The organism is Borrelia hermsii DAH (genome assembly GCF_023035675.1).
Lineage (GTDB): Bacteria > Spirochaetota > Spirochaetia > Borreliales > Borreliaceae > Borrelia > Borrelia hermsii.
In genome coordinates this window covers 251031-267187 of sequence record NZ_CP073136.1, presented here as the reverse complement: position 1 = coordinate 267187, position 16157 = coordinate 251031, and the positions used below count along the sequence as shown (strand labels likewise).

Sequence of the window (16157 nt, the reverse complement as noted above, 5' to 3'; positions counted from 1 at the left end):
TTCCAGTTTGCTTTATTTAGAGTAATGTTTGTTCAAATTCTGTATTGATCTTATTTTTGATCATAACTTTAATAAGTTCTTTTGACTTACTAGTTAAATTTATATTTAATGTTGCATTTATGTTCTTTTGAGTTGTATATTCTAAGTATTTAAAACTTCCTGTGTTAATGTAGTTATTTTTATTATTGGTGCAGTTTATACAATTAAATCCGTTAATATGGATATCATAGTAATAATACTTATCTATTTGTTTATTACATTTAAAACATAACTTTGATAAGTATAAAAATCCTTTTATTATTAGAAATCTTATCTTGTATTGCAAGTCAATTAAATGTGCTTTTTCTAAGCTTGATATGTTTAGTGCCTCTGTAGCTTCGGTAAATAGCTTAAAGCATTCCCCATCATCAAAGCTTAAATTAATAAGCTTGACCCAAAGATGAATGATTGTTAATTTTTCGTGGATTAAATCTTGAATAATAAATTTTTCATCATTGACTTCTATGATTTTGCATAAATTATTTTCTTTTACTATTTCGAAGTTGGCTCTTACTAAGTTATTGATGTTGGATTTAAATTTTTTTATAGTAGAATTATAAATTATTGTGTGAATGATTCCTTTTGGATGAAATAGGTTTAATAGGGAATAATTTTTTTTGTGATATAGATTTGTTATGATTGCATTGACTTTATTAAACCGCATTATACATTATTGTATAATAAAAAAATTCATTATTAAATGAATTCTCATAAAAATTTTCTTTTGTTATAATGAAGCGTAAGGAGATTGAATATTCTATGGAGGAAGTAAAAGATACTGTTTCTAAGGGAAAGAAGCGTTCGAAAAAATCTGGAGGCATTTTACCGCATTTTGACAAACCCGTGAGAGTGCCTTTAATTGCAGTGCCATCGCATCCTGTATTTCCAGGTATGTTTATTCCAATTGTTATAGTCTCTGATATTGATATGAAGGCTGTTGATTATGTGATTAAAGGCAATGGTATTATCTCCTTATTTGTATTGCGTGATAAATTTTTAGAAAAGGCAGGCAGTAAGAATGATAAATTGATTATCAATCATAAGAAGGATATTTATTCCGTTGGTATTACTGCTAAAATAGTGAAAAAAATTAATCTTCCTGATGGTGGATATAATATTTTTGTTTCAACTATTGATAGAGTTAGGTTTGTTAAGGTTGTTCTTAATGAAGATTTTCCGATAATTGAAGTTGATTATTTAAAGCAGATTCCGATTAAAAAGGATGATGTTCAGTCAAAGGCAATTTATAGCAGCATTTTGCTTAGAACCAAAGAAATATTCTCACATAGAAAGATGCCCGAATTTCAGTTAAACATGGTGAACATTGAAGATAAGGGTAGATTGTGTGATGTTGTTGCAGGAATGATCGCATCTTCAAAAGATGCTCATCAGGAAGTGCTTGAGACTTTAAGCGTTAAGGATAGGCTTAAAAAGGTCTTGGAGTTGATTTATGAAGAATTAAATTTAATTGAGATTCAAAATAAAATTGCTAAAGGTATTCAGGAAAAGTTAGAAAAACAACAAAAAGAATTCTTTTTAAAGGAACAACTTAAAGCTATTAAGGCTGAACTTGGTGTTGGTGATGAAAAGAGTAGTGAATTTTTAAAACTTAAAGGCAAAATTAATGCTTTAGCATTAAAGGGAGAGGCTTTAGAAGCAGTGGAGAGGGAACTTGAAAAATTTTCATTTCTTGAAAAACATTCATCTGAATATATTGTGGTTAGAAATTACCTTGAACTTATTACAAACCTTCCTTGGGGAGAATCAAAAGTTAATTTTGATGGGTTTAATTTGCAAAGGGCAGAAAAGATTTTAGATAAAACGCATTATGGCATGAGAGAAGTTAAAGATAGAATTATTGAATATATTTCTGTTCTTAAATTAAGAAAATCTCAAAAAGGAGCTATTATGCTTTTAGTTGGACCTCCTGGGGTTGGTAAAACTTCAATAGGAACAGCTGTTGCTGAGGTTCTTAAAACTAAATTTTTTAGGTTTTCTGTGGGTGGCATGAGGGATGAATCAGAAATTAAGGGACATAGAAGAACTTATGTTGGAGCATTGCCTGGAAAAATTATTCAAGGACTAAGAATTACAAAGACAAACTCTCCCGTTTTTTTAATAGACGAAATTGATAAGGTTTCAGCATCTAATTATGGAGATCCATTCTCAGCTCTCCTTGAGGTTTTAGATCCCGAGCAGAATATTAATTTTAGAGATCATTATCTTGATTTGCCTTTTGATATTTCTAATGTGTTTTTTATTTTGACAGCTAATTCTCTTGAGACAATACCTACACCTTTATTAAATAGAATGGAAGTAATTCAGCTTTCAGGATATGTTGATGATGAGAAAATAGAGATAGCAAGAAAATATTTAATACCAAAGGTCTTAAAGGAAAATGGTGTTAATAAGGATTCTTTAAAATTTCAAGGCTCAGCTCTTGTTCAAATCGCTAGGGAATATGCCAGAGATAATGGACTTAGGAATTTTGAGAAGTATTTAAAGCAAATTGTTCGCAAAATTGCAAGAAAACTTATTGAAGATAAGTCTGTTAAGGCATATCAAATTTCTAAGGAAAATTTGGAAGAATATATTGGTATTCCTGTATTTAGAAAAGAAGAATTTTTGCATAAAGTCATGTCACCAGGTATGGTAATGGGTCTTGCGTGGACTAATTATGGTGGGTCGACTTTGGTAATTGAAACTGTAAAAACTGAGTCTAAGTCCCCTGGTATTAAGTTGACAGGTAGACTTGGAGATGTTATGAAGGAATCTGCAAATATCGCGTTTACTTATGTGAACAGTATTAGTAATGAGCTTAAGGTAAACAAGTCTTTTTTTGAAAAATATATGATTCATTTGCATATTCCAGAAGGAGCTACACCAAAAGATGGACCTTCAGCTGGGATTACTATTGCTAGTGCTTTTATATCTCTAGCTCTTAATAAAACGGTAAGACCTCATTTGGCTATGACTGGAGAGTTATCATTAACAGGCAATGTAATGGCTATTGGGGGATTGAGAGCAAAAATAATTGCTGCTAAACGAAGTGGGGTTGGGCATATTATTATTCCTAAATCAAATAAAGTGGATCTTGATGACATTCCTATTAACATCAAGAGTGGCATAAATTTTCATCTTGTAGATAATATGAGAGAAGTTATTAAATTATTATTTTAAAATCTAAAGGTTTTTAGATTTTATCTTAGGTTTGACTATTTTTTGATCATATTATTATTTCATATTTCATTCTGTAATTTTTGCCTTTATTATCTTTCGTATTTTAATTGTGGGTTTAAATAGGTAAATTAGTAATGGAAGCAGTGTTAATGATGCAAGAGATGTTGTTAACATTGTAAAGGCTATGATTGCGCCAAGTGTTGCAATTATTTTATAAGTAGAAAATATTAATGTTAAGAATCCTATCCCTACTGATATTGAATTTGCAAATATTCCATTAAACACATCAGGAATTGATTCAATTAAAGCCTTTTTGTAATCCTTAGTTGTTTGATAATTTAATATGAATGCATTAAAGAAATGAATGGAGTAGTCTACTCCTATACCCATACTAACTGATGCAATTGTTGCTGTTGCGGGATTTAGTGTTATTCCGAAAAGCTTCATTACTGCAAAATTTAAAAATACTGACCATGCCACTGGAATCACAATTATTATTCCTATTTTCATGGATTTGAAGAATAACATTAGCAATATTGTTATTGCACTTAGTGTTGTAATAATATTTGTAATTTGTTCTGTCACCATGGTTTTAGCTATTAATATTTTGTCATGAGCCCCTGAAAATTGATATTTATGTCCTGGCATATATTTTTCAATCAAATTACTTGCATAGTTGGCAAAATTTTTAATTTCTTCAGTTGAATTTTGATCAGTTCTTATGATTATTGATATCTGAGACCAATCATCATTAATATACATCTTGGTCATGTTCTTAATAGAATTGCTTCTACTGATTAAGAGTATTAGTTTGTTTAAGACGGCTTGATTCTCAGGCAGTCTATATTCTTTTGGATTTTCTTTTTTGAATTTAAAATTCATAAGTCTTATGACGCCGTTTATTGAACTGGATTGTGTTTTATCAGTAAATTTGTCAAGCTCATCTGTAATTAAATCCAAATTTTTCATATTTTTTTCATTTTTGAATTCACCAGGAGTACCATTAATTTCAATTTTGATAATAGACGTTCCCCCTATTTCTCTTTGCATTAAATTAAGTGTTTGCTTGACGCTTGTATTTTCTTTAAAATAATCTTTTTCGTCAAAGTTAATTTCTATGTTGAAAAGACCTACAATTGAGCTTAATAAAATAATTAGAGTCATAGTAGATGAGAGATATTTGTTATTTAATATCCATTTTGTAACTGTTTGGTTTATTAGAGAAAGTTTTTCAAGGAAAGCATTTTTTGCGTTTTTATTATCGTTATTTTTATGTTTAAATGGTATTTTAACTAGTATTCCAGGCAGTACTAATAGGGACATAAGCATTGCAATAATGACTCCTATTGACATAAAAATTCCCATTGTTCTGTATGCTTGAATTGATGAGGTTATTAATGATAAAAACCCGAAAGCTGTTGTAAGAGAAGTTAAAATTATTGGTGTTCTGAGGGTTTTAATTGTAGTTATTATTGTTTTTTCAGTGTAAGGTTCATTTTTTATTCTCTTTAATATTCCATTTATTATATGTACACCATTAGCACATCCAATCGAAATAAGGAGAACTATCATTGTGGTTTCTGGAACAGTAATTGGAGACATAACAAGGCTTTTAATTCCAAAAGTCCAAGTTAGTGCAAATATTGCAATTAGTACAGGGATTATTGCTCCTAGTATATTTTTTACAATAAGATAGAGTGATAGGATTACTACAAGAGTAGCAAACGGACCTAATAATTTAAAGTCATCAGCCATGTAATTAAGTATTTTTTCCCTTATTACAAGATCTCCTGTTAAGTAAAGTTTAAGATCATCAGTTTCATAACTTTTAATTGTAGCTTCCATTGCTTCAAGTTCACTCTTTAAATTTCGGCTAAAGTTTGCTTTGTCATCTGCTGTTGATATTACTATAAAGTATATTAAGGTTTCATCATCATTGATGAATATTTTTTTTATAAATGATGTTGAATTGACTTTATTTCTTATTTCAATCATATCTTCATCTGTGTATACATCTTTTTTGAATTGTGGAAAGTAAGTGAATATACTTGTAACAGAGTTGGGTTTTACTTTTAGTATCTTGGCTATATCATTTGCTACTTTATTAATTTTTCCAAAAGTTTCTTTATTAAAAATATTTTTTTTATCTTTAAACATTACTATTGTTGATAAGAGCGAATTGTTGTTGTCTATGTCTATTGTTTCTTCATTTTTTTCGCTCTTTGGGAGAAGTTTTAAAATGTTTGAATCGAATTCTATGTTTTTTAAGAAAAATCCTAAAAAAATTGTTATTAATGTGAATATTATTAATATAAAAACTCTGTATTTAATGCTTAAGGTTTCCAAATCCATTTTTGCCTCGTTATCTTGTTACTATATTTATAAGCTTATCTTTGACCGTAATGATCTTTATTATTTGTTTATTTTGTATATTTTGCATGATTTTGTGATTTTTAAGTGCAATACTTTTAAGAGCTTCCTCATTTGTGCCTTTGTTTAAGATAATTTTATCTTTTATTTTGCCATTAATTTGCAGTACAATCTCTCTTGTATTATCAATAATTAGATTTGGATCGTATTCTGGCCACTTTGCACTTTTGAATATGCTGGGGGTTTCTCCCATATATTCCCATAATTCTTCTCCTAGATGAGGCGCAAATGGTGAAAGGATAATGGTTAGAGGCTTGAAGATTTCTAAGTAATTTTTATCATGTTTTAAAAGTTCATTTATAAATATCATCAATGATGAAATTGCAGTATTAAAATTTAAATTTTCTATGTCTTCTGTTACTTTTTTGATTGTTTTGTGAAGTTCAGATATTATTTCTTTTGATGCTGATTCTTTTGTTAGTTCTTTGTTCTTAATAGTCCATATTTTGTTTAAGAATCTAAAAATTCCAATTAGTCCTTGTGTATTCCAAGGTTTTGAATCAGTTAAAGGGCCCATGAACATTTCGTAGATTCTCATTGAATCTGCACCGTATTCTTTAATAATATCGTCTGGATTTATTATATTTTTGAGTGATTTTGACATTTTTGCAACTATTTGTTTGAGTTCCTTATTATTTTTTTTGGAAAAAAACTTATTATCTTTCTTTTCAACCTCGTCATTGGGAATTAAAATACCATTTTCGTCTTGATATGCAAATGATGTTATCATTCCCTGATTTATTAGTTTTTTAAAGGGTTCTTTTGTATTGACATATCCTAAATCATAAAGAACTTTATGCCAAAATCTTGCATATAGTAAGTGTAATACCGAGTGCTCAGCACCTCCAATATAAAGATCAACTGGCATCCAGTAATTAATTTTTTCTTTACTTGCAAATTCATTGTCATTATTTGGATCAAGGTAACGTATGTAATACCAGCAGGAACCTGCCCATTGAGGCATTGTGTTCGTTTCTCTTTTATATGTTTTTCCATTACGTTTAATATTGACCCAATCTTGGATTCTTGATAGAGGAGATTCGCCTGTACCTGATGGTTTATAATTTTCTATTTCTGGAAGCCTTAGAGGTAATTCATCTTCTTCTAGTGGTATTTCATTTAAATCATCATCAAGTATAATAGGAATGGGTTCTCCCCAATATCTTTGTCTTGAAAAAATCCAATCTCTAAGTTTATAATTAACCTTTTTTTGACCCTTCTTGTTTTCAGTAAGCCATTTAATTACTCTTTCTTTGATTTCATCAGTTTTAAGATTATTAAATTCTTCAGGGGTATTAATTGAAATGCCATTTTCAGTAAATGGTTGTGTTAGTATTTCATTGTTTCCTGTTTGAGAGACTACTTGTTTGATTGGTAGATTATATTTTTTTGCAAATTCAAAATCTCTAGCATCATGTGCTGGGACACTCATTACAGCTCCAGTGCCGTAGGTTCCAAGTATATAGCTGCCTATCCAGATTGGTATTTCTTCTCCAGTTATTGGATTAATAGCATATGCGCCTGTAAATACTCCCGTTTTATCTTTTTCAAGAGAAGTTCTTTCAAGATCGCTTTTAAGAGTTTCTCTTTCTCTATACTCTACGATCATAGGTTTAAATTCATCTTTTGTAATTTTATCTACTATGCTATGCTCTGGTGCAAGCACTAAATATGTTACTCCAAAAATTGTGTCTGGTCTTGTTGTAAACACTTTTATCTTTTCTTTACTTGCCTTTACTGAAAATTCGATCTCGGCGCCTGTTGACTTTCCAATCCAATTTTTTTGCATTTCTTTAACAGATTCAGGCCAATCTATCTCTTCGAGATCTTTAATTAGTCTTTCTGCATATTCTGTGATTTTGAGTATCCATTGTCTTAAAGGTTTTCTTTTTACTTTGTGAAATCCCCGCTCAGATCTAGGTCCATCAGGTGTTTGTATCACTTCTTCATTTGAGAGTACTGTTCCAAGGTCAGGGCAGTACCATACGGGCATTTCTTTTGTGTAAGCTAAACCTTTTTTATATAATTTTAGGAAAATCCATTGTGTCCATTTGTAGTAATTTTCATCGTGGGTTCTGATTTCTCTATCCCAATCATAGGCAAATCCTAATGCTTTAATTTGTTCTTTAAATTTTTTAATATTTTTTTCTGTTATTTTTTTTGGATGCTCTCCTGTTTGTATTGCGTAATTTTCTGCAGGCAATCCAAAACTATCAAATCCTATTGGGTGAAGTACATTAAATCCATTTAAGAGTTTATATCTTGTTAATATGTCAGTTGCTGTATAACCTTCAGGATGCCCAACATGGAGTCCATTAGCTGAAGGGTAGGGAAACATATCAAGAATGTAAATTCGTTTTTCTTTAGGAATATTTGGATCTTCATTAACTTTGTATGTTTTGTGTTTATCCCAATAATCCTGCCATTTTTTTTCTATCTTAGTGAAATTATATTCAGACATCTGTCCCTCAGCAAATAATTGTTTAAGGTTTATAATAGCATTTTTATATTCATAGTTACTTCATTGAAAAGTAAATTAATATTTATATTGTTATTAACTTAACATTTTGTAATGTTAAATTTTACCTTAAAGTATGCTGTGGACTGGACTTGAACCAGCATGGGCTTACCGCCCACTAGCCCCTCAAGCTAGCGTGTATACCACTTCCACCACCACAGCGCATATACATTATATTTGCTATTCAAAAAGTTTGTCAACTTTTTGAATTTTTTTCTTTCTTATAATGTAACTTATTAAAATTAGTATTGTGATTATGATAAGTGTTATTAGTAATATTAGCCTGATTTTGGGAAATATTATTTTAAACGATTCACCTATTTTAAAACTTAATGTGAAGTAAGTTGTAATTGATATCATGGCTGCAAAAAAGTCAGTTATAAGAAAGTTGCTAATACGCATGTTTCCCATTCCTGCTGATATAAATATTGCGTTTCTAACTCCAAATGGGATAAATCTTCCAAATAATAAAGTTAAATTTCCATAGCGTTTATAGTAGTAATTCATCTTATCGATTAGTTTATTTGTTTGTGTTTTTTGTTTAAGTAATTTATTAGCTAAGAATCTACCTATATAAAATGAAATTACATCTCCAATATAGGCGCCCCAGAAAATTCCTAGGAATATTAAGATTGTATACTCATTTTTTCGACTAGAAAGTATGCCTCCCATTATCACTATTGCATCTTCAGAAATTGGAATGTTAAAACCTGCAAGGATAAGTAGTCCAAAAAATACAATTGGCGAATAGTTTATATTGAGATCTATAAATTCTAGTATGATATGCATAATGCCTCGTTATTTTTTTCTTGTCTTGTAAGTTAAATATGTGCTCATTAGAATTAGGTATAAACAGTAAAGAATTATTAGTGTTTTGCCTATCTTTAAATAGGTCTCTGGCAGTCTTGCAAATGTTATAAGTATTACTGATAGGGCGGTTATTACTGTTGCAGGAAGTGTTATATATTTAAGTTCTTTTGTTTTTGAAGGATAGATGAATTTAATTGGTGCAAAACTGAATGCGATACATAATAATATTATGCTAAGATTTGTGGTTTGGTTTAATTTAAATATTATGTTAAAGATTATTAGAAAATTCCATAAAGATGGAAAACCTCTAAAGTAATCATCACTAGTTTTTGCATCTAATCTTGAAAATTGATATGCTGATGCCAATAAAATTCCAATACAAGTTATTGTTTTATATTCATCTTTTATGAAATTCCCACAATAAAAAAATATTGTGGGAATAAATGTATAGTTTATATAGTCTACAATATTATCAAGGAGTTCTCCATTTATTGTTGGTATTACTTCTTTTATCTTTAATTTTCTTGCCAGTGTGCCATCAATTCCATCAATTAAAAGTCCAAGGATTGTGAGCTTTAATAAGAGATTATAATCTGTGTTCATTATGGAGATTATTGAGTAAAGACCAATTATTAGTCCGGAAGCTGTTAAAATATGCACTGACCAGGCTAAAATAAGATTTAATTTCCCCAAGGTTTACTCCTTTATTAAAATAGTTTTTTTACATCCTCAAGACGTTCTTTAAAGATGTTAATTGTATTTTTTATTGTTGATTTTAAACTTAAGTCGACACCAGTAACTTTTAAAGATTCCAAGGGATATTTTGAGCCCCCTGTTTTTAAAAATTCTATGTAATCTTTAGTGGCATCTTTTTTATTATCTTTTATGTTTTTATATATTAAAAGAGCAGCTGTGATTCCTGTTGCGTATTGATATACGTAAAATGGCGAGTAGAAATGAGGAACTCTAAGACATTCTAGTGAACTGTTTTCATCAAACTTAAGACTTGGGCCAAAATATTTTTTGAGTAAATTTAAATAGGTTGTCTTGATTGTTTCTTTTACCACTGGCTGATCTTTATTGATCATGCCATGAATGATATATTCAAATTCGGCAAACATTGTTTGCCTGAAAAATGTCGCAAGTAAGTCATCGATTTGGTTTAGTTTAATGTATTTTATTTTTTCGATATCATTTTCATTCTTTAGTAAATATTCTGCAAGTATTTGCTCATTTACTGTGGATGCTATTTCTGCTTCAAAAATAGAATATTGATATTGCGGAAATGGATTATTCTTGATACTAAAGTAGGAATGCATGGAGTGTCCTGCCTCATGAGCCAGGGTGAACATATCTCTTATTGATTCATCTTTGTAATTCATTAGTATATAAGGTTTTCCATTGTATGATCCTGCACTAAAAGCCCCTGCTCTTTTGCCTTTATTTTCATATTTGTCAACCCAACGTTCTTCTAAGAGTCCTTTTCTGAGTACTTCAGTATATTCATTTCCTAGTATTTCTAGTGATTTTAAAATTTGATCACAAGCTTCTTTAAAAGAATTTTTGAATTTAATGTCTTTTGTTAAAGGAACATAAACATCATAGTGATTAAGATATTCTTGGTTAAGTATGCTTTTCCTAAATTCGTAATATTCATGAAGTACAGATAAATTTTCGTTAACCGTTTCAATTAAGTTTGTGTAAACCTTCTTATCAATATTGTTTTGGAAAAGTTTCATTGAAATAGTATCTTCAAATTTTCTTGTTTTTGCCAAAAATTTATTTTTATTCATATCGGCAATTAAGGTGTTGGCTAATGTATTTTCATGTTTTTTATATTCTTGATAAAATTTTAAGAAAGCTTTTCTTCGTATTTCTTGATTTTCATTTTGAAGAAATAGATTGTAAGTGGCGTTACTTAATGACTTACCATCAATTTCTCCAAAATCCATGTCAGCATTTGTTAATACAGAGAATATATCATTATAAGATGAATAAAGAGATGTATAGTTTGCTAGTATTTTCTCTTCATCTTCGCTTAAGATATGTTCTTTTTCTCTTAAGATTTTTTCAATAGCTATTTTTTTATCTTTAAGTTCTATGTCCTTAAGCCATTCTCTTACTTGTTTTGTATCTGTTTTTAAAATTTTTGGAATAAAAAATGAAGTGGCATTTGATGCTTCTGTTTCTAAATTAACATTAATTGTGCGAAGTTCGTTTGAGGTTTGATTGCTTACATCTGTTTCTAGTTGAATGTGTGTGTAATATACTGTTCTCTCAAGCTCTTCTTCAATTTCATAGTAATCATTTAATGCTTGCTTAAAAATGTTTAGATCAAATTCTAGTTTTTCATATTTTTTGAAGTCTTGAAGTTTTAATTTTATTTTTTTGACCGTTTCTCTATATTCTTCATTGTTTTTAAACAGAGAAGATAAGTCCCACTTGTCATTTTCATTGATTTTGCTTCTCTCTATCACTAAACTTTCTCCTTGAATTTAATATGACACTAATTATTATTATTATGAATAATAATTATTTTAAATCTTTACGTGCAATTTTACAATTGAATTGAAAACTTGATTTATGATGTCTCTTTAAATTCGGTTTTCTAGTATTAATCTAAAGATTGCATTAAAAATTTTTTAAATTTAGTAAATGCTATGCCTCTATGGGATATTTTATTTTTTTCTTCGAGATTTAATTCACTTAGTCTTTTATTGTTTGTAGTTAAAAATATTGGGTCATATCCAAATCCATTTTTTTTACAACAATCAATGTCCAAAGCAATTGTTCCGTTGAATATGCCTTCGAAATTTGTTATTGTCCCATCTTTGGCGATATGACTAACTATACATATGAAATAGGCCGCCCTATTTTCCTTATCTTTCATTAAGTCTATAATAAAATGATTTTTTTCCTTAGTGCCTAGTTTCTTTCCTAATTTATATTGATCATATCTTTTAGAATAAATTCCAGGTTCCAGATTTAAAGCCTCTATGCATAATCCAGAATCTTCACTAAAAACAGGGTGTTTTCTACCTAAAGATTCAAATAAAGCTTTTGCTTTTATTAAGGAATTTTCTTTAAAAGTTTTACCCGTCTCTTTTACATCAAAATTTTTAGGAATTTCTATTTTTATGTTGGGTATATCTAAAATTTGTTTTACTTCGTTTATTTTATTTATATTAGTAGTTGCAAAGAATAATGTTTTCATTGTATATAATAATAAATCATTTATGTGTATTTTTGATATTTCTATTGCATTTGTAGAGATTAATTATGACTTAATGTAGATAATGATTATATAGAAAATAGATGTTAAAATTTGGTTTTATTTGGTATTAAATAGTAAAATCATTAAATCAACACTTATGGCTGCTTTTAAATAGGTTTTAATATTTAATACCTCTGTTGATTAGTTAATGTGTGGTGAGGGGTTTATGATGAGAGACAGAAGAGGATTTAAAATACTATCGCTTTTAAAAAAAGTAGATAAGATCTTTTTTGCGATTTTTAGTTCCTTTCTTAAATTTTTAAGTAATATTTACTCTTTTTTCAGGCAAAATGTTAGCTTTATGATTATTCCTCATGTTAAAGGGAATGTTAGGAATATAAAGATTTCTTTCTTAACTCTATTTTTATTTTTTGTATTTTTTATTTTGATTTTCATAGGATTTGTTTTGCTTGCTGTTAATTATGTTACTCTTAAATCTATTGTTAAATCTACTGAAAAAAGTTATGCACTTGCTGAATCTGAGATTGAGGATTTTAGGAATACGGTTGTAGAAATTAATTCTGTTGCTAGTAATTTTTCTAAGGTTTTAAATGAACTTAGCACCTCCTTAAAAATAAAGGAGAGTAATATTAATTTAAATCGGGATAAATTGGATGGAGATCTTGCGGATTTTCTTGATTTGCAGATGTTGGAAGCCAATTCACTTAAAGAATTAAATGATCTTAAAAATGTTAAGAATACAATAGAAGGATCAATTTCTCCCCTTAAGAGTATAGTTAAATTAATTCATTCTCAAAATAAATTATTAAATGATATCCCTTCGCTTTGGCCTGTTATTAAAGGAGACGGTGTTGTTTCTTTGCATTTTGGTCCAGCTGTTGAGCCTTTTACCAGACAATGGTATATTCATAAAGGTATAGATCTTGCAGGAGTGAGAATTGGAACGGCTATTGTGGCAGCTGCTGATGGTGAAGTCGTTAGAGCTAGTTATCAGGTAACAGGTTATGGCAACTTTGTGCAAATTAAGCATAAATATGGCCTTTCGACTCTTTATGCGCATATGTCTCGCTTAAACATCTCCAAGGGTTCTTATGTTAGAAAGGGGCAAGTGATTGGGTTTCTTGGTCAAACAGGATATTCAACAGGTCCACATCTTCACTATGAGGTTCGCATAGGATCTCAAGTTGTAAATCCTGATATGTATTTAAATTTGGCAACGGGGGCTTCAAGGTAAATGTTAAATCTATTGAGTATTAAAAGGGATAAGAAAATTTCATCATCTTTACTTTTTGCTGAGGTAAAAACAATTGTTGGGAAAGGTGATTTTTTTAAAGGAGAACTAATTTCAAATAATTTTATTCGGATTGATGGTGATTTTTTAGGTACTATTAATTCTACCAAAAGGGTTATAATTGGTGAGACGGGACGAATTAAGTCAAATATTAATGCAAATGAGGTTGTTGTTTCTGGAATAGTTCTTGGAAATGTGCATGCTAGCAATAAAATTAAGGTTTTTCAGTCAGGATGCATTATTGGCAATATTTCATGTAAGTCAATTGAAGTTGAAGAAGGCGCAATTATTGATGGGTATATGAATATTGGTATTGGAAGTCTTAGTTTTTCTAAAAAAGATGTGTTGATTTATACAGATTCTTATAAGGTTGATGAAGATATTTTAATTGAAGTGAATAAGGGAATGAAATGCGACGAAGCAGTGAAGGATGATCGCATAGATGAGAATAATAAGTACTTATTTAATGATATGAGCAAGATAGATGAAGATTAATAATTTAGTTGCAGGAGCTTTAAATCTTGATTCAAAGGACTATAAGGCTGCCAAGAAAAAGACTAATGCCAATAGAACAAATATTTTTTCTGCGATATTTAAATCTGAACTTGTAAGGGAAGATAAACATTTTATTGTTCTTGAAAATGGTGAATTTAATATTGACTTAGTTAAAGATATGTTAGATAAGATTAATGATGTCGGTGAAAAATTATTAAGTGAACCCTCTCGTCAGAATGTAATTTTTTATAAAAAAACTATAGGAGAATTTTTATCTATTATTTTATCATTTTCTATCTCTCTTAAAGAACAAAAGGGAGGTAATAATGGAGAGCTAAGGAGACCTAAATATCGCATTATTAGAATTATTAATGAAAAGCTTGATAAACTTGCTTATTCTGTTTTGCAGAATCAAGTTTCTCAGATTAAGCTTTTAAGTAGCCTTGAGGAAATTCAAGGATTGCTTGTAAATTTGCTTAGGTGAGACCAAGTTTGTGTTTATCTTTCTATGCAATAATAGATTTAATCCACTTAATACTATAAAAATAAGGAGGATTTATTACCCCCCATTTATTAAGCTAAATATTTTGTTGCTACTTCTTTAAAGCTTTTTATTTGTTCGTTCTTCCATTTTTCAGATTTGCCAAGTTTGTGCATCATAATCTCAGCTACCTTTGGTGTAGCTTCAATTGTGGCTTTTGCATTGAGAAGTAGAGATCTTGTTCTTCTTGATAAAATGTCTTCAATAGTTTTTGCTTGTTCAAATTCAATGGCAAAAGTTATTTGAGCTTCAGTTAATGGCAAATCGGTGTGAATCTTGTTATTAAAGTCTTTCATTTGACTTAGATATTTAAAATCACTCCCATAAACTCTAAAGTGTTCAGGGATTTTAAGTGCTTCTTCCCTTTCTATATACCCGTGCAGCTTTAAATTTTCTGTTTTGGGAATTGAATCAGGTATTAATTTTGCGTCTATTGCTTTTTGTATAACTTTTTCAGCCATCTTTCTGCAAGTAGTATATTTCCCTCCAGCAATTGTAATGAGATTTGAGTCTGATACAAATATTTTCTCGTTTCTTGATATTTTTGAGGTATTTTGTTCTTTCTTGGGATCTATTATTAAGGGTCTAATTCCTGTGTAAACACTTAGAATATCATTTTTTGTTATTTTAATATCTAAGTAATTATTCATATTTTTTATTATGAATTCAATTTCGCTCTCTAGTCTTTTGGGTTCTTCCTCAATTTTATCTATTGAAATATCTGTACTTCCGCAAATAATACCATCATACCAAGGTATAGAAAATAAGACTCTCTTATCGCTTGTCGTAGGCATAAGCATTGCGTACTTGGTACGTAGTTTGTCTTTTTTAATTATTAAATGTGTTCCTTGGGAAGGTTTTATAATATTAGTTGCATTAGTATCATCTAATTTTCTGAGCTCGTCTGCGAATATTCCTGTTGCATTTATTATGCATTTACTATTAATAATGACTTGTTCACCATTAATAGTATCTTTAATAATAGCACCAGATATTTTGCCGTTTCTTTTAGTAAAACCTGTAAGTTCCGTATAATTAAACGCAATCCCCCCTTTTTCAGTAAAAGTTCTAAGCATGCTTATCGCCATCCTAGCATCATCAAATGAATTGTCATAGTATAAAACAGAACATTTAAGGCCTTTGGTTTTGATATTTGGCATTTTCTCTATTGTTTTGGATTTTGATAGTAGCTTTGTTTTATATTTAGACTTTTTGTACTTTCCAAGAAGGTTATGGTACCAACTTAGTCCAAAATAGTAGTAGGGTATGCTTAAGAGGTTGTATATGGGGGTAATAAATGCACGTTTACTAACTAGGTGAGGTGCATTTTTTTCAAATAACGCTTTCTCATGTAGGGCCTCTTTTACTAAAGATAAATTAAATTGGGCTAAATATCTTACTCCTCCATGTATTAACTTAGTTGATCTAGAGGAGGTGCCTTTTGCATAGTCAAATTTGTCAATGAGTAAAGTTTTGTATCCTCTTGTAATTGAATCTATTCCAATACTAAGACCAGTTGCTCCTCCGCCAACTATGATTAAATCAAAAGCTTGATTATCAATGTTTTTTAATTCTTCTTTTCCATTTTTACTCATAAGAGTTAAATATTCTCCTTATT

At 29.5% G+C, this 16157-nt stretch carries 12 protein-coding genes and 1 tRNA gene; 4 read left to right on the top strand and 9 right to left on the bottom strand.

The window, feature by feature from the left end:
* Positions 1–16: 16 nt before the first annotated feature.
* Complete coding sequence (locus tag bhDAH_RS01265; protein WP_012422027.1) at positions 17–703, bottom strand: hypothetical protein; 687 nt, start codon at positions 701–703, stop codon at positions 17–19.
* A gap of 68 nt (positions 704–771) precedes the next feature.
* Here bhDAH_RS01265 and lon point away from each other — a divergent pair, with 68 nt between their 5' ends.
* Complete coding sequence (gene lon, locus bhDAH_RS01260; protein ID WP_012422026.1) at positions 772–3219, top strand: endopeptidase La; 2448 nt, start codon at positions 772–774, stop codon at positions 3217–3219.
* Between the two features lie 66 nt (positions 3220–3285).
* Here lon and bhDAH_RS01255 read toward each other — a convergent pair whose 3' ends face one another.
* The 7 genes from bhDAH_RS01255 to rdgB form a co-directional block, all read right to left on the bottom strand.
* Positions 3286–5571, bottom strand: a complete 2286-nt coding sequence (locus bhDAH_RS01255) for an efflux RND transporter permease subunit (RefSeq protein ID WP_012422025.1) — start codon at positions 5569–5571, stop codon at positions 3286–3288.
* A 10-nt stretch (positions 5572–5581) separates the two neighbouring features.
* Complete coding sequence (leuS, locus tag bhDAH_RS01250) at positions 5582–8110, bottom strand: leucine--tRNA ligase (RefSeq protein ID WP_012422024.1); 2529 nt, start codon at positions 8108–8110, stop codon at positions 5582–5584.
* Between the two features lie 134 nt (positions 8111–8244).
* Positions 8245–8329: transfer RNA gene (locus bhDAH_RS01245), tRNA-Leu, on the bottom strand.
* A gap of 18 nt (positions 8330–8347) precedes the next feature.
* The gene (locus tag bhDAH_RS01240) at positions 8348–8956 is read right to left on the bottom strand and encodes a DedA family protein (RefSeq protein WP_012422023.1); all 609 of its coding nucleotides are present in this window, start codon (positions 8954–8956) and stop codon (positions 8348–8350) included.
* Between the two features lie 9 nt (positions 8957–8965).
* A complete protein-coding gene (gene pcsA, locus bhDAH_RS01235; protein WP_012422022.1) occupies positions 8966–9670 on the bottom strand; it encodes a phosphatidylcholine synthase in 705 nt (234 codons plus the stop codon).
* A 14-nt stretch (positions 9671–9684) separates the two neighbouring features.
* Complete coding sequence (gene pepF, locus bhDAH_RS01230) at positions 9685–11454, bottom strand: oligoendopeptidase F (RefSeq protein ID WP_012422021.1); 1770 nt, start codon at positions 11452–11454, stop codon at positions 9685–9687.
* 137 nt (positions 11455–11591) lie between these two features.
* On the bottom strand, positions 11592–12191 hold the full coding sequence (gene rdgB, locus bhDAH_RS01225; protein ID WP_012422020.1) for an RdgB/HAM1 family non-canonical purine NTP pyrophosphatase: 600 nt from the start codon (positions 12189–12191) through the stop codon (positions 11592–11594).
* Positions 12192–12420: 229 nt separating this feature from the next.
* Here rdgB and bhDAH_RS01220 point away from each other — a divergent pair, with 229 nt between their 5' ends.
* The 3 genes from bhDAH_RS01220 to bhDAH_RS01210 are packed head-to-tail and all read left to right on the top strand — an operon-like array spanning position 12421 to position 14482.
* On the top strand, positions 12421–13446 hold the full coding sequence (locus bhDAH_RS01220; RefSeq protein ID WP_043924410.1) for a M23 family metallopeptidase: 1026 nt from the start codon (positions 12421–12423) through the stop codon (positions 13444–13446).
* Complete coding sequence (locus bhDAH_RS01215; protein WP_012422018.1) at positions 13447–13998, top strand: bactofilin family protein; 552 nt, start codon at positions 13447–13449, stop codon at positions 13996–13998. It begins immediately after the preceding gene.
* A complete protein-coding gene (locus tag bhDAH_RS01210; RefSeq protein WP_012422017.1) occupies positions 13988–14482 on the top strand; it encodes a YaaR family protein in 495 nt (164 codons plus the stop codon). The genes bhDAH_RS01215 and bhDAH_RS01210 overlap by 11 nt, the downstream gene beginning before the upstream one ends.
* Before the next feature lie 89 nt (positions 14483–14571).
* Here the strand turns inward: bhDAH_RS01210 and bhDAH_RS01205 are convergent, their stop codons facing one another.
* Complete coding sequence (locus bhDAH_RS01205) at positions 14572–16134, bottom strand: glycerol-3-phosphate dehydrogenase/oxidase (RefSeq protein ID WP_012422016.1); 1563 nt, start codon at positions 16132–16134, stop codon at positions 14572–14574.
* Positions 16135–16157 lie beyond the last annotated feature (23 nt).